Annotated in this window: 21 protein-coding genes; 20 read left to right on the top strand and 1 reads right to left on the bottom strand. The window is 70.3% G+C overall.

The window, feature by feature from the left end; genetic code table 11:
* The first annotated feature begins 108 nt into the window (after window positions 1-108).
* The 8 genes from aroC (at window position 109) to nusB (ending at window position 6,860) form a co-directional block, all read left to right on the top strand.
* Window positions 109-1,293, top strand: a complete 1,185-nt coding sequence (aroC, locus tag ACI2LP_RS24100; protein WP_404726580.1) for a chorismate synthase — start codon at window positions 109-111, stop codon at window positions 1,291-1,293.
* The gene (locus ACI2LP_RS24095; protein ID WP_404726579.1) at window positions 1,290-1,808 is read left to right on the top strand and encodes a shikimate kinase; all 519 of its coding nucleotides are present in this window, start codon (window positions 1,290-1,292) and stop codon (window positions 1,806-1,808) included. The genes aroC and ACI2LP_RS24095 overlap by 4 nt, the downstream gene beginning before the upstream one ends.
* Entirely contained in the window at window positions 1,805-2,920 is a 1,116-nt protein-coding gene (gene aroB / locus ACI2LP_RS24090; protein ID WP_404726578.1) for a 3-dehydroquinate synthase, read from the top strand. The genes ACI2LP_RS24095 and aroB overlap by 4 nt, the downstream gene beginning before the upstream one ends.
* Window positions 2,917-3,357 (top strand): type II 3-dehydroquinate dehydratase, encoded by a 441-nt coding sequence (gene aroQ / locus ACI2LP_RS24085; protein ID WP_404726577.1) that lies wholly within the window; start codon window positions 2,917-2,919, stop codon window positions 3,355-3,357. Before aroB ends, aroQ begins: the two co-directional genes overlap by 4 nt.
* 123 nt (window positions 3,358-3,480) lie before the next feature.
* Window positions 3,481-4,626, top strand: coding sequence for an AAA family ATPase (locus tag ACI2LP_RS24080; RefSeq protein ID WP_404726576.1), 1,146 nt, complete (start codon window positions 3,481-3,483; stop codon window positions 4,624-4,626).
* A 69-nt stretch (window positions 4,627-4,695) separates the two neighbouring features.
* On the top strand, window positions 4,696-5,802 hold the full coding sequence (locus ACI2LP_RS24075; protein WP_404726575.1) for an aminopeptidase P family protein: 1,107 nt from the start codon (window positions 4,696-4,698) through the stop codon (window positions 5,800-5,802).
* Window positions 5,803-5,862: 60 nt separating this feature from the next.
* Window positions 5,863-6,429: an elongation factor P gene (gene efp / locus ACI2LP_RS24070; protein ID WP_360882253.1), complete on the top strand. Its 567-nt coding sequence runs from the start codon at window positions 5,863-5,865 to the stop codon at window positions 6,427-6,429.
* Window positions 6,430-6,431: 2 nt separating this feature from the next.
* Entirely contained in the window at window positions 6,432-6,860 is a 429-nt protein-coding gene (nusB, locus tag ACI2LP_RS24065) for a transcription antitermination factor NusB (RefSeq protein ID WP_355836572.1), read from the top strand.
* 192 nt (window positions 6,861-7,052) lie between these two features.
* Here nusB and bldD read toward each other — a convergent pair whose 3' ends face one another.
* Window positions 7,053-7,553: a transcriptional regulator BldD gene (gene bldD / locus ACI2LP_RS24060; protein WP_266489365.1), complete on the bottom strand. Its 501-nt coding sequence runs from the start codon at window positions 7,551-7,553 to the stop codon at window positions 7,053-7,055.
* Between the two features lie 223 nt (window positions 7,554-7,776).
* On the opposite strand from bldD, the gene pyrR reads away from it, so the two are divergent.
* The 12 genes from pyrR to coaBC all read left to right on the top strand — a co-directional run bounded on the left by pyrR (window position 7,777) and on the right by coaBC (window position 20,716).
* On the top strand, window positions 7,777-8,355 hold the full coding sequence (pyrR, locus tag ACI2LP_RS24055) for a bifunctional pyr operon transcriptional regulator/uracil phosphoribosyltransferase PyrR (RefSeq protein WP_404726574.1): 579 nt from the start codon (window positions 7,777-7,779) through the stop codon (window positions 8,353-8,355).
* 143 nt (window positions 8,356-8,498) lie between these two features.
* Window positions 8,499-9,485, top strand: a complete 987-nt coding sequence (locus ACI2LP_RS24050) for an aspartate carbamoyltransferase catalytic subunit (RefSeq protein WP_404726573.1) — start codon at window positions 8,499-8,501, stop codon at window positions 9,483-9,485.
* A 2-nt stretch (window positions 9,486-9,487) separates the two neighbouring features.
* Window positions 9,488-10,774 (top strand): dihydroorotase, encoded by a 1,287-nt coding sequence (locus ACI2LP_RS24045; RefSeq protein ID WP_404726572.1) that lies wholly within the window; start codon window positions 9,488-9,490, stop codon window positions 10,772-10,774.
* Complete coding sequence (locus ACI2LP_RS24040) at window positions 10,771-11,334, top strand: hypothetical protein (RefSeq protein ID WP_404726571.1); 564 nt, start codon at window positions 10,771-10,773, stop codon at window positions 11,332-11,334. Before ACI2LP_RS24045 ends, ACI2LP_RS24040 begins: the two co-directional genes overlap by 4 nt.
* The gene (carA, locus tag ACI2LP_RS24035; RefSeq protein ID WP_404726570.1) at window positions 11,331-12,467 is read left to right on the top strand and encodes a glutamine-hydrolyzing carbamoyl-phosphate synthase small subunit; all 1,137 of its coding nucleotides are present in this window, start codon (window positions 11,331-11,333) and stop codon (window positions 12,465-12,467) included. Before ACI2LP_RS24040 ends, carA begins: the two co-directional genes overlap by 4 nt.
* The gene (carB, locus tag ACI2LP_RS24030; protein ID WP_404726569.1) at window positions 12,460-15,768 is read left to right on the top strand and encodes a carbamoyl-phosphate synthase large subunit; all 3,309 of its coding nucleotides are present in this window, start codon (window positions 12,460-12,462) and stop codon (window positions 15,766-15,768) included. Before carA ends, carB begins: the two co-directional genes overlap by 8 nt.
* A gap of 55 nt (window positions 15,769-15,823) precedes the next feature.
* Entirely contained in the window at window positions 15,824-16,933 is a 1,110-nt protein-coding gene (locus ACI2LP_RS24025; protein WP_404726568.1) for a quinone-dependent dihydroorotate dehydrogenase, read from the top strand.
* 89 nt (window positions 16,934-17,022) lie between these two features.
* The gene (gene pyrF / locus ACI2LP_RS24020; protein ID WP_404726739.1) at window positions 17,023-17,871 is read left to right on the top strand and encodes an orotidine-5'-phosphate decarboxylase; all 849 of its coding nucleotides are present in this window, start codon (window positions 17,023-17,025) and stop codon (window positions 17,869-17,871) included.
* Between the two features lie 290 nt (window positions 17,872-18,161).
* The gene (locus ACI2LP_RS24015; RefSeq protein ID WP_005319887.1) at window positions 18,162-18,485 is read left to right on the top strand and encodes an integration host factor; all 324 of its coding nucleotides are present in this window, start codon (window positions 18,162-18,164) and stop codon (window positions 18,483-18,485) included.
* Window positions 18,486-18,523: 38 nt separating this feature from the next.
* Window positions 18,524-19,096, top strand: a complete 573-nt coding sequence (gene gmk / locus ACI2LP_RS24010) for a guanylate kinase (RefSeq protein WP_404726567.1) — start codon at window positions 18,524-18,526, stop codon at window positions 19,094-19,096.
* Between the two features lie 53 nt (window positions 19,097-19,149).
* Window positions 19,150-19,422 carry a DNA-directed RNA polymerase subunit omega gene (gene rpoZ, locus ACI2LP_RS24005; protein WP_005319902.1) on the top strand — a complete coding sequence of 91 codons (273 nt, stop codon included), beginning with the start codon at window positions 19,150-19,152 and terminating at the stop codon, window positions 19,420-19,422.
* A gap of 91 nt (window positions 19,423-19,513) precedes the next feature.
* The gene (gene coaBC / locus ACI2LP_RS24000; protein WP_404726566.1) at window positions 19,514-20,716 is read left to right on the top strand and encodes a bifunctional phosphopantothenoylcysteine decarboxylase/phosphopantothenate--cysteine ligase CoaBC; all 1,203 of its coding nucleotides are present in this window, start codon (window positions 19,514-19,516) and stop codon (window positions 20,714-20,716) included.
* Window positions 20,717-20,893: the final 177 nt, after the last annotated feature.

Genomic DNA, 20,893 nt, shown 5'->3' with positions numbered 1-20,893 from the left:
CCGTAGACCGGGTCACGGCCCCGGACGTGGGAGGATCGGGGGTGGCGGGCCAGGGCCGCGCACCCGGTCGCGCCGTCGCAGTTCCAGGCGCGAGCAGGAGGAGCACCGTTGAGCAGGTTGCGTTGGCTGACGGCGGGGGAGTCGCACGGACCCGCACTGGTGGCGACGCTGGAGGGTCTTCCCGCCGGTGTGCCCATCACCACGGAGATGGTGGCGGACCACCTGGCCCGGCGGCGCCTGGGCTATGGGCGCGGCGCACGGATGAAGTTCGAGCGCGACGAGGTCACCTTCCTGGGCGGGGTGCGGCACGGGCTGACGATGGGCTCGCCGGTTGCGGTCATGGTGGGCAACACGGAGTGGCCGAAGTGGGAAAAGGTCATGGCCGCGGACCCGGTCGATCCGGACGAGCTCGCTCAGCTGGCGCGTAACGCGCCGCTGACCCGGCCGCGTCCCGGGCACGCGGACCTGGCAGGCATGCAGAAGTATGCGCTGGACGAGGCGCGGCCGATCCTGGAGCGGGCGAGCGCCCGCGAGACGGCAGCGCGCGTCGCACTCGGCGCGGTGGCCCGCTCGTACCTGAAGGAGACCGCCGGGATCGAGATCGTCTCCCACGTCATCGAGCTGGCGTCGGCGAAGGCTCCGTACGGCGTGTACCCGACCCCGGCCGATGTCGAGCAGCTGGACGCGGATCCGGTGCGCTGCCTGGATGCGGACGCGTCGAAGGCGATGGTCGCGGAGATCGACCAGGCGCACAGGGACGGCGACACCCTGGGTGGTGTGGTGGAGGTCCTCGCGTACGGAGTACCGGTGGGCCTGGGCTCTCATGTGCACTGGGACCGTCGTCTCGACGCTCGACTCGCTGCCGCCCTGATGGGCATCCAGGCGATCAAGGGTGTCGAGGTCGGGGACGGGTTCGAACTGGCGCGGGTGCCGGGCTCGAAGGCGCACGACGAGATCGTGCCGGGCGAGGACGGCATCCGGCGCGCGTCGGGCCGTTCCGGCGGCACCGAGGGCGGTATGTCGACGGGTGAGCTGCTGCGCGTACGGGCGGCGATGAAGCCGATCGCGACGGTGCCGCGTGCCCTGGCCACGGTGGATGTGGCCACGGGCGAGGTGGCTCAGGCTCACCACCAGCGCTCCGACGTGTGCGCGGTGCCGGCGGCGGGGATCGTCGCAGAGGCGATGGTCGCGCTGGTGCTGGCGGACGCGGTCGGCGAGAAGTTCGGCGGCGACAGCGTGACCGAGACCCGCCGCAACGTCCAGTCCTACCTCGACAACCTCCACATCCGGTGAACGTCCCGCTGATCGTCCTGGTCGGGCCCATGGGCTCGGGCAAGTCCACGGTGGGCGAGCTGCTCGCGCAGCGGCTCGGCGTGCCCTACCGGGACACCGACGCCGACATCGTCGCGGCCCAGGGCCGGGAGATCTCGGACATCTTCGTCGACGAGGGCGAGCCGTACTTCCGTGAGCTCGAGCGGGAGGCCGTACAGGACGCGGTCGCCGAGCACCGGGGCGTGCTCGCCCTCGGCGGTGGCGCGATCCTCGACGACTCGACCCGAAAGCTGCTGACCGGGCTGCCCGTCGTCTATCTCTCGCTGGACGTGGAGGAGGCGGTCAGGCGGGTCGGCCTCAACCAGGCGCGACCGCTGCTCGCCGTCAATCCGCGGCGCCAGTGGCGCGAGCTGATGGACGCCCGCCGCCCGCTGTACACGGAGGTGGCCCGCGCCGTCGTGGCCACCGACGACCGCACCCCCGAAGAGGTCGCTCAGGCGGTCCTCGACGCCCTGAAGCTGGAGAAGCAGGCATGACGGACCAGGCTGTGACCCGTATCCAGGTCGGCGGTACGGACGGTTCCGACCCGTACGAGGTACTGGTCGGCCGACAGCTCCTCGGCGAGCTGCCGGGGCTCATCGGCCGGGCTGGGGGTCCCCCCGCCGGAGGTAGGGGGCGCGTGGCGGTCATTCACCCCGAGGCGCTTGCCGAGACCGGTGAGGCAGTCCGCCAGGACCTCGCCGACCAGGGGTACGAGGCCGTGGCCATCCAGGTGCCCAACGCCGAGGAGGCCAAGACCGTCGAGGTCGCTGCGTACTGCTGGAAGGCGCTCGGCCAGACCGGCTTCACCCGCAGCGATGTCATCGTCGGGGTCGGTGGCGGGGCCACCACCGACCTGGCCGGGTTCGTCGCCGCCACCTGGCTGCGCGGAGTGCGCTGGATCGCCGTGCCGACCACGGTGCTCGCCATGGTCGACGCGGCCGTCGGCGGCAAGACGGGCATCAACACCGCCGAGGGCAAGAACCTCGTCGGGGCCTTCCACCCGCCGGCCGGGGTGCTGTGCGACCTCAGCGCGCTGGACTCGCTCCCCGTCCACGACTACGTCAGTGGCATGGCCGAGATCATCAAGGCGGGCTTCATCGCCGACCCGGCCATCCTCGAGCTGGTCGAGGCGGACCCCGAGGGCGCTCGCACACCGGCCGGGCCGCACACGGCCGAGCTGATCGAGCGCTCCATCCGGGTCAAGGCGGAGGTCGTCTCCAACGACCTGAAGGAATCCGGACTTCGCGAGATCCTCAACTACGGCCACACGCTCGCCCACGCGATCGAGAAGAACGAGCGCTACAAGTGGCGTCACGGCGCGGCGGTCTCGGTCGGCATGGTCTTCGCCGCCGAACTCGGCCGTCTCGCGGGGCGGTTGGACGACGCGACCGCCGACCGGCACCGTTCGGTCCTCGAGTCGGTCGGACTGCCGCTCACCTACCGCGGCGACCAGTGGCCCAAGCTTCTGGAGACCATGAAGGTCGACAAGAAGTCGCGCGGCAACCTGCTCCGGTTCATCGTGCTCGACGGACTCGCCAAGCCGACCGTGCTCGAGGGCCCGGATCCGGCCGTCCTGCTGGCCGCGTTCGGAGAGGTGTCCGCATGACCCGTCAGGTACTGGTCCTCAACGGCCCCAACCTGGGGCGGCTCGGCTCCAGGGAGCCCGACGTCTACGGCGCGACCTCCTACGCCGGTCTGGTGGAGGCGTGCCAGGCGCTCGGCAAGGAGCTCGGCTTCGAGGTCGACGTACGGGAGACGAACGACGAGGGCGAGATGATCCGCTGGCTGCACGAGGCCGCGGACGGCTCGATTCCGGTCGTTCTCAACCCCGGTGCCTTCACGCACTATTCGTACGGGATGCGTGATGCGGCCGCCCAGCGGACCGCGCCGCTGATCGAGGTGCACATTTCGAATCCGTACGCACGAGAGGCATTTCGGCACACATCGGTCGTCGCGGCGATCGCCAGCGGCACGATTGCGGGCTTCGGAATCGGCTCGTACCGACTTGCGCTGCGTGCCCTGGCCGAAGAATTGACGGCCTGACAGGGCACTTCGGGCCCTCCCCGGCCGTTCCCCAAGTGGCGGCCGGGGGAGGTACCGTTCGGTAGCACGGCGGCCGAACAGCCGCCTGACCAGCGTCAGTCGTACGAGACGGAGTGGCACCGGATGCAGCACGCAGTGGGGGCTCCGCTGCCGCCGCCCCAGGGACCGGGGCACGGACAGACCGGATGGACGCACAGCGCCCAGCACCCCGGGCCACCGCCGGGAGCACCCGGTGGCCCACCGCCGCCTCAGCCGCCCGCCGGCCCGCCGCACCCGCAAGGCCGGCCCCCTGCCGGCCCGCCGCATCCTGCGGCTCCCCCGCAGGGCCGGCCGCCGGCCGGGCCCCCGCACCCGCAGGGTCAGCCGCCTGCCGGTCCGCCTGCCGGCCGTCCGCACCCCCCGGCTCCCGCCGGAACTCCGCCCGGTGCGCCCGCGGGACCTCCGCCGCCCCCGGGCCCGCAGCCCGGCAGCCCGCGCCCCTCGGGGTCTCCGCAGGGCCGGCCGCCCGCCGGTCCGCCGCACCCGCAGGGGCAGCCGCCCGCCGGGCCTCCGCAGCCCCGTGGCGGGCACCCCGCCCCCGGCTGGACCGATCCCTCCCCCCGGCACGCCTCCGCGCGGCCGCCCTCCCGCGAAACGACCGGACACATCCCGCTGCCGCCCGGCGGACCGGTTCCCATACCCGCCCCGCCGCCGGCCGACAGCGGCACCGGCGCGGCCACCCTCGCCGTCCTGCTCATCGGCCCGGCCGGCGCGGGCAAGACCACCGTCGCCCGGCACTGGGCCGCCGGCCGCCGCGTCCCCACCGCGCACATCAGCCTCGACGACGTACGTGAATGGGTCTGCTCCGGCTTTGCCGACCCCCAGTCCGGCTGGAACAACCACTCCGAGGCCCAGTACCGCCTGGCCCGCCGCACCTGCGGCTTCGCCGCCCGGAACTTCCTGGCCAACGGCATCTCCTGCATCCTCGACGACGCCGTCTTCCCCGACCGCCCGGTCGTCGGCCTCGGCGGCTGGAAGCGCCATGTCGGCCCCGGACTGCTGCCCGTCGTCCTGCTCCCGGGCCTTGAGATCGTGCTGGAGCGCAACGCCGAGCGCAGTGGCAACCGCCGTCTCTCGGACGAGGAAGTCGCCAGCATCCACGGCCGGATGGCCGGCTGGTACGGATCGGGACTGCCCATCATCGACAACTCGAAGTACGACGTGGAGACCACGGCTCGCGTCCTGGACGAGGTGCTCGCCCGGTCCGTCGCCAGCCCGCCGAACTGGTAGCCCGCGGGCCCACCCCCGGTCGGACGCGCTGACCAGGCCGGGCCGGGCCTGCGCTCGTAGGCTCGGAACATGTCAGAGGTGTTTGGGGTCCGCCGCAGCCGACTGCGCGACCGGTGCGCAGCCACCGGCAGCGCCGGAGTCCTGATCTCCCGTCCCGCCAATGTGCGCTATCTGGCCGGCGGGGCGCCGCACGGGGCTGTCCTGCTGCTCGGCTCCGGCGAAGACAGCTTGCTCTGCCCCCGTACGCCCACCGGCGATCCCGCGGACGGCCGCCTGGACGAACAGCTGCGGCTGACCGTGCTGTCCACCTCGGCCGGTGATCCCGCGGTCGCCGCCGTCGAGCTGGCGCGCACCGCGGGCGTGGAGTCGCTCGCAGTCGAGGAGCACCATCTGACGGTCGCCAGGCACCGGGCGATCGGCTCGGTCGCGCCCCGGCTGCGCCTCGCCGACCTCGGTCTCGCCGTGGAGCAGCAGCGGATCGTCAAGGACGAGGAAGAGATCGCCTGCCTGCGGATCGCGGCCGAGATCACCGACCAGGCCCTCGGCGAGCTGCTGGAGTCGATTCTGGTCGGCCGCACCGAGCGGCATCTCGCCCTGGAGCTGGAGCGGCGGCTCGTCGACCACGGAGCCGACGGACCTGCCTTCGCGACCTCGGTCGCCACCGGGCCCAATTCCGGCCGCGGCGGGCACCGTCCCACCGACCGCCGCGTCGAAGAGGGTGACTTCCTCTCGGTCTGCGTCGGCGCGAACTACCGCGGCTACCGGTGCGAGATCGGGCGTACGTTCGTCATCGGGACGACTCCGGCGGACTGGCAGATCGAGCTGTACGACCTTGTCTTCGCCGCTCAGCGGGCCGGCCGCCAGTCCCTCGCACCGGGCGCCGCGTATCGCGACGTGGACCGTGCGGCCCGCCAAGTCCTGGACGCGGCGGGCCATGGTGAGGGCCTCGCGCCGCTCACCGGGCACGGCGTCGGGCTCGAAATCGACGAGGACCCGCAGCTGGCGCCTGCGGCCATGGGTAAACTGGACGCTTGCGTGCCGGTCACCGTCGAACCGGGGGTCCACATCCCGGGACGGGGCGGGGTCCGGATCGATGACACGCTCGTCGTGCGCCAGGAGGCGGACGGCGGACCCGAGCTACTCACCATCACGACCAAGGAGCTGCTCGCGCTCTAGCTCCGCTGCAGCGCGCTTCCTCGGTCGTCCACCAGCGTCAGTCCAGGAGATTCCGCAACCGTGGCTTCCACGAACGACCTCAAGAACGGCATGGTGCTCAAGCTCGACGGAGGCCAGCTCTGGTCCGTCGTCGAGTTCCAGCACGTCAAGCCCGGCAAGGGCCCCGCCTTTGTGCGCACCAAGCTCAAGAACGTGCTCTCCGGCAAGGTCGTCGACAAGACGTTCAACGCCGGCGTGAAGGTCGAGACGGCCACCGTTGACCGCCGCGACATGCAGTTCTCGTACATGGATGGCGAGTACTTCGTCTTCATGGACATGCAGACGTACGACCAGCTGCACATCGACCGCAAGGCCGTGGGCAACGCCGCCAACTTCCTGATCGAGGGCTTCACCGCCAGCGTCGCCCAGCACGAGGGCGAGGTGCTCTACGTCGAGCTGCCCGCCGCCGTCGAGCTGACCATTCAGCACACCGACCCCGGTGTCCAGGGCGACCGCTCCACGGGTGGCACCAAGCCCGCCACGCTGGAGACCGGCTTCGAGATCGGTGTCCCGCTCTTCATCACCACCGGTGAGAAGATCAAGGTCGACACCCGCTCCGGCGAGTACCTCGGCCGGGTGAACAGCTAACCGTGGCTGCCCGGAACAAGGCCCGTAAGCGTGCCTTCCAGATCCTCTTCGAGGCCGACCAGCGCGGGGCGTCCGTGCAGACGGTCCTCGCGGACTGGGTGCGGCACTCACGGACCGACGACCGGCAGCCGCCGGTCGGCGAGTACACGATGGAGCTCGTCGAGGGGTACGCGCAGTACGCGGACCGGATCGACGACCTCATCGCCACCTACGCGGTCGGCTGGACCCTGGACCGGATGCCGGTCGTCGACCGCAACATCATCCGGCTCGGTGCGTACGAACTCGTGTGGGTCGACGAGACCCCCGACGCGGTGGTGATCGACGAGGCGGTGCAGCTCGCCAAGGAGTTCTCCACCGACGAGTCCCCGTCGTTCGTGAACGGCCTGCTCGGCCGCTTCAAGGACCTCAAGCCGAGCCTGCGCCGCGACTAGCGGACCGTCGGGGCTCTGCCCCGAAGCCCTTCTTTGCCCTCGACCGCCGGGCGGACCGACCTTCGGTCCGTCCGGCGTTTGAGCACACAGGGGTTATGGGGACGAAGCCCCCAGGGGCTCACCAACGCATCGGAGGGCGGACCCGCACACAGCGGGTCCGCCCTCCGACGTGACGTTTCTCCTGGAGTGGTGTCAGCCCTCTTCGTGGGTGACCGCGCGCCGCGCGTCCGCGTCCAGCACGCCCCAGCTGATGAGCTGCTCGGTCAGGACCGAAGGCGACTGGTCGTAGATCACGGCAAGCGTGCGCAGGTCGTCCTGGCGGATCGACAGCACCTTGCCGTTGTAGTCGCCGCGCTGGGACTGGATCGTGGCGGCGTAACGCTGCAGCGGGCCCGCCTTCTCCTGCGGCACATGGGCAAGCCGCTCCAGGTCGAGAACGAGCTTCGGCGGCGGCTCGGCGGCCCCGCCCGGCGTGGTGCCAGGAAGCAGCTCCTGCACCGGGACGCCGTAGAAGTCCGCAAGCTCGGCAAGGCGCTGCACGGTCACCGCGCGGTCGCCACGCTCGTACGAGCCGACCACGACGGCCTTCCAGCGGCCCTGGGACTTCTCTTCGACGCCGTGGAGGGAAAGCCCCTGCTGGGTGCGGATGGCGCGGAGCTTGGCCCCGAGCTGTTTTGCGTATTCGCTGGACATATAGCTCCCCGGACGCTGAGACAACGTGCGGCTCCGCCGCGCGGCTGGTAACTCACTGTGAGGTTACGCAGCGTTACTTGGATGCGTCAAGCCGAAATGGTCCGGACCGGTCTCTTGTCAGGGCCGCGACCGACGCCCCGGCAAGGCCCTGGTACCGTAGGTGGCGCAATTTAGACGTCCTTTAAGGTCCGTCCCGTGAGGCGGAGAAGGAGGTCCGTTTCATATGGACGCACAGCACAGCCCTGATGTGGCACGCCCCGTTCTGGAGGCGCCCGACATCGCGCGGGTACTGACCCGCATCGCCCACGAGATCGTCGAACGCGCCAAGGGCGCCGACGACGTGGTGCTTCTCGGCATTCCGACCCGCGGAGTCTTCCTCGCCCGCCGGCTGGCCGACAAGCTCGAAGAGATCACCGGCCGCAAGATCCCGGTCGGATCGCTCGACATCACCATGTACCGCGACGACCTGCGCATGCGGGCTCCCCGTGCGCTGGGCCGCACCGAGATCCCCGGTGACGGCGTCGACGGCAGGCTGGTCGTCCTGGTCGACGACGTGCTCTTCTCCGGCCGCACGATCCGCGCCGCGCTCGACGCGCTCGGCGACATCGGCCGGCCCCGCGCCGTTCAGCTCGCGGTCCTCGTCGACCGCGGCCACCGCGAACTCCCGATCCGCGCCGACTATGTCGGCAAGAACCTCCCCACGTCGCTGCGGGAGACGGTCAAGGTCCAGCTCGCCGAGGAGGACGGCCGCGACACCGTGCTGCTCGGTCTGCGTGAGCCCGCCCCGGCGGGCGAGCAGTAGCACCACCCCTCGTACGACCGGTGATCCGCCGTACGACCGAGCCTGCTCGTCCGCATGCCTGCCCGGCTTCCGGGAGCTGCCACACCAGCGGCCGACGCCGCGGGCCCCGGACCCCGACCTCCACAGACCTGGAGAACACCCAGATGAAGCGCCACCTCATCTCGGCCGCCGACCTCACCCGCGACGACGCCGTGCTGATCCTCGACACCGCCGAGGAGATGGCCCGGGTCGCCGACCGGCCGATCAAGAAACTGCCGACCCTGCGCGGCCGCACCGTCGTCAACCTCTTCTTCGAGGACTCGACGCGGACCCGGATCTCCTTCGAGGCCGCCGCCAAGCGGCTCTCCGCGGATGTCATCAACTTCTCCGCCAAGGGGTCGTCGGTCTCCAAGGGCGAGTCGCTCAAGGACACCGCGCTGACCCTGGAGGCGATGGGCGCGGACGCCGTCGTCATCCGGCACGGCGCTTCCGGAGCCCCCTACCGGCTCGCCACCTCCGGCTGGATCGACGGCGCGGTCGTCAACGCGGGCGACGGCACCCACGAGCACCCCACCCAGGCGCTGCTCGACGCCTTCACCATGCGCCGCAGACTGGTCGGGGCCGACGCCGGCACAGGGCGCGGTCTGGACGGCCGCAGGATCACCATCGTCGGCGACATCCTGCACAGCCGGGTGGCCCGCTCCAACGTCCTGCTGCTGAACACCCTCGGCGCCGAGGTCACCCTGGTCGCCCCGCCGACGCTGGTGCCGATCGGCGTCGAGAACTGGCCGTGCGAGGTGTCGTACGACCTCGACGAGGTGCTGCCGAAGTCCGACGCGGTGATGATGCTGCGCGTGCAGCGCGAGCGGATGAACGCCGCCTTCTTCCCGACCGAGCGCGAGTACTCGCGCCGCTACGGCCTGGACGGCGACCGCATGGCCCGGATGCCCGAGCACGCCATCGTCATGCACCCGGGACCGATGAACCGCGGCATGGAGATCACCGCCCAGGTCGCCGACTCCGACCGCTGCACGGCCGTCGAGCAGGTCGCCAACGGCGTCTCGACCCGGATGGCCGTCCTGTATCTGCTTCTGGGCGGCAATGAGCCCGCCGTCAGCCCCAACCACGCCCGCACCGAGGAGAACAAGTAGCCATGAGCAAGACCCTTATTCGCGGCGCGAAGGTGCTGGGCGGCGAGGTCCAGGACGTCCTGATCGACGGCGAGACCATCGCCGCGGTCGGTACGGGCCTGCAGGCCGAGGGCGCGACGGTGATCGAGGCCGAGGGCCAGATCCTCCTCCCCGGCCTGGTCGACCTGCACACCCACCTCCGTGAGCCCGGCCGCGAGGACTCCGAGACCGTCCTCACCGGCACCAAGGCGGCCGCCGTCGGCGGCTTCACCGCCGTGCACGCCATGGCCAACACGTTCCCGGTCGCCGACACCGCCGGTGTCGTCGAGCAGGTCTACCGCCTCGGCAAGGAGTCCGGCTACTGCGACGTGCAGCCCGTCGGCGCCGTCACCGTCGGCCTGGAGGGCAAGCAGCTCGCCGAGCTCGGCGCCATGAACGACTCCGCCGCGGGTGTGAAGGTCTTTTCCGACGACGGCAAGTGCGTCGACGACGCCGTGATCATGCGCCGCGCCCTGGAGTATGTGAAGGCTTTCGACGGTGTCGTCGCCCAGCACGCCCAGGAGCCCCGGCTGACCGCGGGCGCCCAGATGAACGAGGGCGTCGTCTCCGCCGAGCTGGGCCTGGGCGGCTGGCCGGCAGTCGCCGAGGAGTCGATCATCGCCCGCGACGTCCTCCTCGCCGCCCACGTCGGCTCCCGCGTCCACATCTGCCACCTCTCCACCGCGGGCTCGGTCGAGATCGTCCGCTGGGCCAAGTCCAAGGGCTGGAACGTCACCGCCGAGGTCACCCCGCACCACCTGCTCCTCACCGACGAGCTGGTGCGTACGTACAACCCCGTCTACAAGGTCAACCCGCCGCTGCGCACCGAGGCCGACGTGCTGGCCCTGCGTGAGGCCCTCGCCGACGGCACCATCGACTGCGTCGCCACCGACCACGCGCCGCACCCGCACGAGGACAAGGACTGCGAGTGGGCCGCGGCCGCCATGGGCATGGTGGGCCTGGAGACCGCGCTCTCCGTCGTCCAGCAGACAATGGTCGACACCGGCCTGATCGACTGGGCGGGTGTCGCGGACCGGATGTCCTTCCGCCCGGCGCAGATCGGCCGCCTCGAGGGCCACGGCCGCCCCGTCTCGGCAGGTGAGCCCGCGAACCTCACGCTCGTCGATCCGGCATACCGTGGACTCGTGGACCCCGCGGGCTTCGCATCCCGCAGCCGCAACACCCCCTACGAGGGCCGTGAGCTGCCGGGTCGCGTCACCCACACCTTCCTGCGGGGCCGTGCCACGGTCGTCGACGGGAAGCTCGCGTGACAACTGACATCATCCTGGCCGCCGAGGAGAAATCGGCGGAGGTGACCAACTGGGCCGGACGCATCGGCTGGGTGGTCGGACTGCTGCTCTTCGTCGCCTTCGTCTACTGGCTGATGCGCCAGGGATGGAAGTGGCGCGGCAGCCTCCAGTCCGACCTTCCCGAGCTGCCAACCGCGCCCGAGTCGCCGGGCGAGCCGACACTGAAGCTGACCGGCCGCTACCACGGCTCCACGACCGCCGGGCAGTGGCTGGACCGGATCGTGGCCCACGGCCTGGGCGTACGCAGCCGGGTCGAGCTGAGCCTCACGGACGCGGGCCTTGAGGTCGTACGCCCCGGGGCGAGCGACTTCTTCGTCCCGAAGGCGGCCCTGCGCGAGGCCAGGCTGGACAAGGGCATCGCGGGCAAGGTCCTCACCGAGGGCGGGCTCCTGATCGTCACCTGGGCGCACGGCGAAAGGCTGATCGACTCCGGCTTCCGCTCCGACCACGCGGCCGAACAGGCCGCCTGGGTCGACACCATCAACAGCATGATCAACACGACGGAAGGCACCGCACGATGACGACCTCCACTCGGGGAGCCGCCAAAGCTCCCGCCGTACTCGTCCTGGAGGACGGCCGCACCTTCCGCGGCCGCGCCTACGGGGCCGTGGGGGAGACCTTCGGCGAGGCGGTGTTCAACACCGGCATGACCGGCTACCAGGAGACGCTCACCGACCCGTCGTACCACCGCCAGGTCGTCGTGATGACCGCCCCGCACATCGGTAACACCGGCGTCAACGACGAGGACGACGAGTCCAAGAAGATCTGGGTCGCCGGCTACGTCGTGCGGGACCCCGCCCGCGTCCCGTCCAACTGGCGCTCGCAGCGCACGCTCGACGACGAACTCGTCGCCCAGGGCGTCGTCGGTATCAGCGGCATCGACACCCGCGCGCTGACGAGGCACCTGCGCGAGCGCGGCGCGATGCGCGTCGGCATCTTCTCCGGCGAGGCGCTCGCCGACGAGGCCACGCTGCTCGCCCGGGTGCAGGAAGCCCCCCAGATGAAGGGCGCGAACCTCTCCGCCGAGGTCGCCACCACCGAGCCGTACGTCGTGCCCGCGATCGGTGAGAAGAGGTTCACCGTGGCTGCCATAGACCTCGGCATCAAGGGCATGACCCCGCACCGGATGGCCGAGCGCGGCATCGAGGTGCACGTCCTGCCCGCCACCGCCACGGTCGACGAGGTGTACGCGGTCAGCCCCGACGGCGTCTTCCTCTCCAACGGCCCCGGCGACCCCGCCACCGCCGACCTGACCGTCGTCAAGGGCGTCCTCGAGCGCAAGACGCCGCTCTTCGGCATCTGCTTCGGCAACCAGCTGCTCGGCCGCTCGCTCGGCTTCGGCACGTACAAGCTGAAGTACGGCCACCGCGGCATCAACCAGCCCGTGCAGGACCGCTCGACCGGCAAGGTCGAGGTCACCGCGCACAACCACGGATTCGCCGTCGACGCGCCGCTCGACAAGGTCTCCGACACCCCTTACGGCCGGGCCGAGGTCTCTCACGTCTGTCTCAACGACAACGTGGTGGAGGGCCTTCAGCTGCTCGACCAGCCGGCCTTCAGCGTCCAGTACCACCCCGAGGCGGCCGCGGGCCCGCACGATGCCGCGTACCTCTTCGACCGCTTCGTAACCCTGATGGAGGGCCAGCGTGCCTAAGCGCTCCGATATCCAGTCCGTCCTGGTCATCGGCTCCGGCCCGATCGTCATCGGCCAGGCAGCCGAGTTCGACTACTCCGGCACCCAGGCCTGCCGGGTCCTGAAGTCCGAGGGTCTGCGCGTCATCCTGGTGAACTCCAACCCGGCGACGATCATGACCGACCCGGAGATCGCCGACGCCACCTACGTCGAGCCGATCACCCCCGAGTTCGTCGAGAAGATCATCGCCAAGGAGCGCCCCGACGCGCTGCTGCCCACCCTCGGCGGCCAGACCGCGCTCAACACCGCCATCTCCATGCACGAGCAGGGTGTGCTGGAGAAGTACGGTGTCGAGCTCATCGGCGCCAATGTCGAGGCGATCAACAAGGGCGAGGACCGCGACCTGTTCAAGGGCGTCGTCGAGGCCGTCAACGCCAAGATCGGTCACGGCGAGTCCGCCCGCTCCGTCATCTGCCACTCCATGGACGACGTCCTGAGCGGCGTCGACGAGCTCGGTGGCTACCCCGTCGTCGTACGGCCGTCCTTCACCATGGGCGGCGCCGGCTCCGGCTTCGCGCACGACGAGGACGAGCTGCGCCGCATCGCCGGCCAGGGCCTCACGCTCTCGCCGACCACCGAGGTGCTCCTTGAGGAGTCCATCCTCGGCTGGAAGGAGTACGAGCTGGAGCTGATGCGCGACAAGCACGACAACGTCGTGGTCGTCTGCTCCATCGAGAACTTCGACCCGATGGGCGTGCACACCGGCGACTCGATCACCGTCGCGCCGGCGATGACGCTGACCGACCGTGAGTACCAGCGGCTGCGTGACGTCGGCATCGCGATCATCCGCGAGGTCGGCGTGGACACGGGCGGCTGCAACATCCAGTTCGCCGTCAACCCCGAAGACGGCCGGATCATCGTCATCGAGATGAACCCGCGCGTCTCGCGCTCCTCGGCGCTCGCGTCGAAGGCGACCGGCTTCCCGATCGCCAAGATCGCCGCCAGGCTCGCCGTCGGCTACACCCTCGACGAGATCCCCAACGACATCACCGAGAAGACCCCGGCGTCCTTCGAGCCCACGCTCGACTACGTCGTGGTCAAGGTGCCGCGGTTCGCCTTCGAGAAGTTCCCCTCCGCCGACGCCACCCTCACCACCACCATGAAGTCGGTGGGCGAGGCCATGGCGATCGGCCGGAACTTCACCGAGGCGCTGAACAAGGCGCTGCGCTCGCTGGAGAAGAAGGGCAGCCAGTTCTCCTTCACCTCAGAGCCCGGCGACAAGGCGGGGCTGCTGGAGACCGCCAAGGTTCCCACCGACGGCCGGATCAACACCGTCATGCAGGCCATCCGCGCGGGCGCCACGCCCGAGGAGGTCTTCGAGGCGACCAAGATCGACCCGTGGTTCGTCGACCAGCTCTTCCTGATCAAGGAGCACGCCGACGAGCTCGCCGCCGCCGAGAAGCTCGACCCCGAGCTGCTTGCGGACGCCAAGCGCCACGGCTTCTCGGACGCCCAGATCGCCGAGATCCGCGGGCTGCGCGAGGACGTCGTACGTGAGGTCCGGCATGCGCTGGGCATCCGCCCGGTCTACAAGACGGTCGACACCTGCGCCGCCGAATTCGCCGCGAAGACCCCGTACTTCTACTCCTCGTACGACGAGGAGAGCGAGGTCGCGCCGCGTGAGAAGCCGGCCGTGATCATCCTCGGCTCCGGCCCGAACCGCATCGGCCAGGGCATCGAGTTCGACTACTCCTGTGTCCACGCCTCTTTCGCGCTGAGCGACGCGGGCTACGAGACCGTGATGGTCAACTGCAACCCGGAGACCGTCTCCACGGACTACGACACCTCCGACCGGCTCTACTTCGAGCCGCTCACGCTGGAGGACGTACTGGAGATCGTGCACGCCGAGTCGCTGGCCGGGCCCATTGCCGGCGTCATCGTCCAGCTCGGCGGCCAGACCCCGCTGGGTCTCGCGCAGGCGCTCAAGGACAACGGCGTGCCGATCGTCGGCACCTCGCCCGAGGCGATCCACTCCGCCGAGGACCGTGGCGCCTTCGGCCAGGTGCTCGCCGACGCCGGTCTCCCGGCCCCCAAGCACGGCACCGCGACCACCTTCGCCGGGGCCAAGGCCATCGCCGACGAGATCGGCTACCCCGTCCTCGTACGCCCCTCGTACGTGCTCGGCGGGCGCGGCATGGAGATCGTGTACGACGAGGCGCGTCTTGAGGCGTACATCGCCGAGTCCACCGAGATCAGCCCCACCCGGCCGGTCCTCGTCGACCGCTTCCTCGACGACGCGATCGAGATCGACGTGGACGCCCTGTACGACGGCACCGAGCTCTACCTCGGCGGCGTCATGGAGCACATCGAGGAGGCCGGCATCCACTCCGGCGACTCGGCGTGCGCGCTGCCCCCGATCACCCTCGGCGGCTTCGACGTCAAGCGGCTGCGGGCCTCGACCGAGGCGATCGCCAAGGGTGTCGGCGTACGCGGCCTGATCAACATCCAGTTCGCGATGGCCGGCGACATCCTCTACGTCCTCGAAGCCAATCCGCGCGCGTCGCGGACCGTCCCCTTCACCTCGAAGGCGACCGCCGTTCCGCTGGCGAAGGCCGCGGCCCGCATCTCGCTGGGCGCGACCATCGCCGAGCTGCGCGCCGAGGGCATGCTCCCGGCGAACGGCGACGGCGGCACGCTCCCGATGGACGCGCCGATCTCCGTCAAGGAGGCCGTGATGCCGTGGTCGCGCTTCCGCGACATCCACGGTCGCGGTGTGGACACCGTGCTCGGCCCGGAGATGCGTTCCACCGGCGAGGTCATGGGCATCGACTCGGTCTTCGGGACGGCGTACGCCAAGTCGCAGGCGGGTGCGTACGGCCCGCTGCCCACCAAGGGCCGCGCGTTCATCTCCGTCGCCAACCGCGACAAGCGCTCGATGATCTTCCCGGCGCGCGAGCTGGTCGCCCACGGCTTCGAGCTGCTCGCCACGTCCGGCACGGCCGAGGTGCTCAAGCGCAACGGCATCAACGCCACGATCGTGCGCAAGCAGAGCGAGGGGCAGGGCCCGAACGGTGAGCGGACCATCGTCCAGCTCATCCATGACGGCGATGTGGACCTCATCGTCAACACGCCGTACGGAACGGGTGGCCGCCTCGACGGCTACGAGATCCGTACGGCGGCGGTGGCGCGCTCCGTGCCGTGCCTGACGACGGTGCAGGCGCTCGCCGCGGCCGTCCAGGGCATCGACGCGCTCAACCGCGGTGATGTGGGCGTCCGTTCACTCCAGGAACACGCGGAACACCTGACCGCGGCCCGCGACTAGCAATCGGAGAGGGGGACACCGGAAACGGTGTCCCCCTCTTTCTGAGGACACGTCTATGTACAAGCTCTTCTTCCACCTCGTCTTCAAGCGGATGGACCCGGAGCAGGCCCACTATCTGGCCTTCCGCTGGATCCGGCTCGCGGCCCGCATCCCCGTACTGCGCACCCTCGTCGCGGCCGTCCTCGCGCCTCGCTACAAGGAGCTGCGCACGGAGGCGCTCGGCCTGCGGATGCACGGTCCCTTCGGCCTCGCCGCCGGCTTCGACAAGAACGCCGTCGCCATCGACGGCATGTCGATGCTCGGCTTCGACCACATCGAGATCGGCACGGTCACCGGAGAGCCGCAGCCCGGCAACCCCAAGAAGCGCCTCTTCCGCCTCGTACCGGACCGCGCGCTGATCAACCGCATGGGCTTCAACAACGAGGGCTCCGCCGCCGTCGCCGAGCGTCTGAACGCGCGCGTGCCGGTCTTCAGGACCGTCGTGGGCGTCAACATCGGCAAGACCAAGGTCGTGCCGGAGACCGAGGCCGCCGCCGACTATGTGAAGTCGGCGGAGCGGCTCGCCCGCCACGCCGACTACCTCGTCGTGAACGTCTCCTCGCCGAACACGCCCGGCCTGCGCAATCTCCAGGCGACCGAGTCGCTGCGCCCGCTGCTCACCGCCGTGCGCGAGGCGGCCGACCGCAGCGTGGCGGGCCGTCGCGTCCCGCTGCTCGTCAAGATCGCCCCCGACCTGGCGGACGAGGACGTCGACGCGGTGGCCGACCTGGCCCTCGAACTCGGCCTGGACGGCATCATCGCCACCAACACCACCATCGCCCGCGACGGCCTCGGCCTGAAGTCCGACCCGGCGCTGGTCAAGGAGACCGGCGGACTGTCCGGCGCGCCGGTCAAGGACCGCTCGCTGGCGGTCCTGCGCAGGCTGTACGCGCGCGTGGGCGACCGGATCACGCTGGTGGGCGTCGGGGGCATCGAGAACGCCGAGGACGCCTGGCAGCGCATCCTGGCGGGCGCCACGCTCGTCCAGGGCTACAGCGCCTTCATCTACGAGGGCCCGTTCTACGCCCGTGCCATCCACAAGGGGCTGGCCGCGCGGCTCGCGGCCGGCCCGTACGCCACCCTCGCCGAGGCGGTGGGGGCGGCCGTCCCGAAGAACCACGCGTGAGAGCACCCGGAGGCGTCCGGCGGCTGCCGCCGGACGCCCGCCGCAGCCGCCTCGCCGCGCGCTGCACGATCATCCACGGAGGAACTGCCTTGACCGACACCACCGAGTCCTTCGGCGCGCGCCTGCGCCGCGCCATGGACAGCCGCGGTCCGCTCTGCGTCGGCATCGACCCGCACGCGTCCCTGCTCTCCGCCTGGGGACTGAACGACGACATCCGGGGTCTTGAGACCTTCACGCGTACGGTCGTCGACGCCCTGGCCGGCCACGTCGCCGTCGTCAAGCCGCAGAGCGCCTTCTTCGAGCGCTTCGGCTCGCGCGGCATCGCGGTCCTGGAGCAGGCCGTCGTCGACCTGCGGGACGCGGGCGCGCTGGTCGTCATGGACGCCAAGCGCGGCGACATCGGCTCCACCATGGCGGCGTACGCCGAGACCTTCCTGAGCAAGGACTCGCCGCTGTTCTCGGACGCGCTGACGGTCTCGCCGTACCTCGGCTACGGCTCGTTGAAGCCCGCGGTCGACCTGGCGCGCGAGAGCGGGGCCGGACTGTTCGTGCTGGCCCTCACCTCCAACCCGGAGGGCGCCGAGGTCCAGCGGGCGGTGCGCGAGGACGGCCGCACCATCGGCGCGACGATGCTCGGCCACCTCGCCGACGAGAACGCGGGCGAGACCCCGATGGGCTCTTTCGGCGCGGTCGTCGGCGCGACGCTCGGCGATCTGTCGTCGTTCGACCTGGACATCAACGGCCCGCTGCTGGCCCCCGGCATCGGCGCGCAGGGCGCGACCCCGGCCGATCTGCCCGGTGTCTTCGGCGCAGCCCTGCGGAACGTCGTACCGAACGTCAGCCGAGGCGTGCTGAAGTACGGCCCGGACGCGGCGGCGCTGCGCGAGGCCGCCGCGCGGTACGCGGACGAGGTCCGTTCGGCGGTTTCGGGCGCCTGACACCCCCGGCAGACGGTCCTCGCCGCGCCGACAGGTGTCCTCGCAAAGCTGTCCAACGACCGCATTGACAGATTCTTGGCCGAAATCCCAGTTGTTATGCCCTAAATGTCCTGGTCGGTCTATGCTGACCAGGACTTTTCGTCTGTTCTCGCTGACTGGAGCGGTCCTGGCCGCTAGTCTCCGTCGAAGAGCGAACGTGCAGTGCGTTGCTCGTTGCTCGCCAGGTGAGGGGCGACTAGGTTCCTCACCGGTCCGTATCCGACAAGTTCGACATCCGAGGTGACGTAGGCGTGGCTCTTCCGCCCCTTACCCCTGAACAGCGCGCAGCCGCGCTCGAAAAGGCCGCCGCGGCTCGCCGGGAGCGGGCCGAGGTCAAGAATCGACTCAAGCACTCCGGCGCCTCGCTCCACGAGGTCATCAAGCAGGGCCAGGAGAACGACGTCATCGGCAAGATGAAGGTCTCCGCTCTCCTTGAGTCCCTGCCAGGCGTGGGCAAGGTCCGCGCCAAGCAGATCATGGAGAGGCTCGGCATCTCCGAGAGCCGTCGTGTGCGCGGTCTCGGCTCTAACCAGATCGCCTCTCTCGAGCGCGAGTTCGGCGGCGGCGCCGCCTGACGTTCTCGGGCACTCCTGAGAACCTGGATAATCGCTGCATGGCAGCAGAGGTACGTCCGCGGCTGACCGTGCTCTCCGGCCCCTCAGGGGTCGGTAAGAGCACGGTCGTCGCCCATATGCGCAAGGCCCATCCCGAGGTATGGCTCTCGGTGTCGGCGACCACACGAAAGCCTCGCCCCGGCGAGCGCCACGGCGTTCACTACTTCTTCGTCACCGACGAGGAGTTCGACAAGCTGATCGCCAATGGCGAGCTGCTCGAGTGGGCCGAGTTCGCGGGCAACCGCTACGGCACGCCGCGCCGTGCCGTCCTCGAGCACCTCGAGGCGGGCGAGCCCGTGCTGCTGGAGATCGACCTTCAGGGCGCCCGGCAGGTGAAGGAGTCCATGCCGGACTCCCAGCTGGTCTTCCTGGCTCCGCCGAGCTGGGAGGAACTGGTCCGCCGGCTCACCGGTCGCGGCACCGAGTCCCCGGAGGTCATCCAGCGCCGACTGGAGGTCGCCAAGGTCGAGCTGGCCGCCGAGTCGGAGTTCGACATCACCCTGGTCAACACCTCCGTCGAGGATGTGGCGCGTGAGCTGCTAGCCTTGATGGCGGTGTCTCCTGGGGACTGAGCCTCAGATCCCCAGCACTGTTTGATCTTTTTCCCATCTTCGGAAGGTAGAGCGTGTCCTCTTCCATCACCGCGCCCGAGGGCATCATCAACCCGCCGATCGACGAGCTGCTCGAGGCCACTGACTCGAAGTACAGCCTCGTGATCTACGCCGCCAAGCGCGCGCGTCAGATCAATGCGTACTACTCGCAGCTCGGCGAGGGCCTGCTTGAGTACGTCGGTCCGCTCGTTGACACCCACGTGCACGAGAAGCCGCTCTCGATCGCCCTGCGCGAGATCAATGCGGGTCTGCTGACCTCCGAGGCCATTGAGGGCCCGGCTCAGTAAGGCGCACATCAGCACTTCATCCCAGGCCCGGCGGCGAGACTGCCGGGCCTGTGGTGTGTCATAGGTACCGAGTCGAGTGCGGGGAGATCCTGTGGACAAGCCGAAGGTCGTTCTGGGGGTCAGCGGGGGCATCGCCGCGTACAAGGCGTGCGAGCTGCTGCGCAGGCTCACCGAGTCGGGACACGACGTGCGCGTGGTGCCGACCGAGTCGGCGCTGCACTTCGTCGGCGCCGCGACCTGGTCGGCGCTCTCCGGCCACCCCGTGTCGACCGAGGTCTGGTCCGATGTGCACGAGGTTCCGCATGTACGGATCGGGCAGGGCGCTGATCTGGTGGTCGTCGCGCCCGCGACCGCCGACATGCTCGCCAAGGCGGCCCATGGCCTCGCCGACGACCTGCTCACCAACACGCTCCTCACCGCCCGCTGTCCGGTCGTCTTCGCGCCCGCGATGCACACCGAGATGTGGGAGCACCCCGCCACCCAGGAGAACGTCGCGACCCTGCGCCGCCGCGGGGCCGTCGTCATCGATCCGGCGGTCGGCCGGCTCACCGGCGTCGACACCGGCAAGGGCCGGCTGCCCGAGCCCGGCGAGATCTTCGAGGTCTGCCGCCGGGTGCTCGCCCGCGGCGTGGCCGCCCCGGACCTCGCGGGCCGCCATGTGGTCGTCAGCGCGGGCGGCACGCGCGAGCCGCTGGACCCGGTGCGCTACCTGGGCAACCGCTCCTCCGGCAAGCAGGGGTACGCGCTGGCCCGCACCGCCGCGGCCCGCGGCGCCCGCGTCACACTCATCGAGGCCAACACCGGACTGCCGGACCCGGCGGGCGTCGACGTCGTCCACGTCGGCACGGCCGTCCAGCTGCGCGAGGCCGTGCTCAAGGCCGCGGCGGACGCCGACGCCGTGGTGATGGCCGCGGCTGTCGCGGACTTCCGCCCCGCCACGTACGCCACCGGCAAGATCAAGAAGAAGGACGGCCAGGAGCCGGCCCCCGTCGAGCTGGTCCGCAACCCGGACGTTCTCGCCGAGATCTCCGCCGAGCGGGCACGCTCCGGCCAGGTGATCGTCGGATTCGCCGCCGAGACGGACGACGTACTCGCCAACGGCCGCGAGAAGCTGCGCCGCAAGGGATGCGACCTGCTGGTCGTCAACGAGGTGGGGGAGCGCAAGACCTTCGGCTCCGAGGAGAACGAGGCCGTGGTGCTCGCCGCGGACGGCGGCGACACGCCGGTGCCGTACGGGCCGAAGGAGTCCCTCGCGGACACGGTCTGGGACCTGGTCGGTCCACGGCTCGGGTGAATTCTTGATTTCGCCTCAGTGGCCGGAAGAAATCGCGTGAAATGCGACATATCTAGGCGAGAGTGAGGGCTCTCGCTCCAGCATTCTGCGTCTGTTCTGCGCCGCAGTACAGGTCACGCGGCTCCCACGGAGCGAGACGGGTGGACCGCTGTGGGAGGGCGGCAGATAAGCTGGCCG

Origin of the sequence: Streptomyces sp. NPDC019890, assembly GCF_044903445.1 — a bacterium.
Taxonomy (GTDB): Bacteria; Actinomycetota; Actinomycetes; order Streptomycetales; family Streptomycetaceae; genus Streptomyces.
This window is presented reverse-complemented; position numbering and strand designations above follow the sequence as displayed.

Excerpts from the sequence above, each read along its gene's own strand:
- gmk (WP_404726567.1), top strand. The coding sequence starts at position 18,524 with ATGGCAGCAGAGGTACGTCCGCGGCTGACCGTGCTCTCCGGCCCCTCA.
- ACI2LP_RS24080 (WP_404726576.1), top strand. The coding sequence starts at position 3,481 with ATGCAGCACGCAGTGGGGGCTCCGCTGCCGCCGCCCCAGGGACCGGGG.
- ACI2LP_RS24025 (WP_404726568.1), top strand. The coding sequence starts at position 15,824 with ATGTACAAGCTCTTCTTCCACCTCGTCTTCAAGCGGATGGACCCGGAG.
- aroQ (WP_404726577.1), top strand. The coding sequence starts at position 2,917 with ATGACCCGTCAGGTACTGGTCCTCAACGGCCCCAACCTGGGGCGGCTC.
- carA (WP_404726570.1), top strand. The coding sequence starts at position 11,331 with ATGACGACCTCCACTCGGGGAGCCGCCAAAGCTCCCGCCGTACTCGTC.
- bldD (WP_266489365.1), bottom strand. The coding sequence starts at position 7,553 with ATGTCCAGCGAATACGCAAAACAGCTCGGGGCCAAGCTCCGCGCCATC.
- ACI2LP_RS24075 (WP_404726575.1), top strand. The coding sequence starts at position 4,696 with ATGTCAGAGGTGTTTGGGGTCCGCCGCAGCCGACTGCGCGACCGGTGC.
- pyrR (WP_404726574.1), top strand. The coding sequence starts at position 7,777 with ATGGACGCACAGCACAGCCCTGATGTGGCACGCCCCGTTCTGGAGGCG.
- aroB (WP_404726578.1), top strand. The coding sequence starts at position 1,805 with ATGACGGACCAGGCTGTGACCCGTATCCAGGTCGGCGGTACGGACGGT.
- ACI2LP_RS24045 (WP_404726572.1), top strand. The coding sequence starts at position 9,488 with ATGAGCAAGACCCTTATTCGCGGCGCGAAGGTGCTGGGCGGCGAGGTC.
- ACI2LP_RS24050 (WP_404726573.1), top strand. The coding sequence starts at position 8,499 with ATGAAGCGCCACCTCATCTCGGCCGCCGACCTCACCCGCGACGACGCC.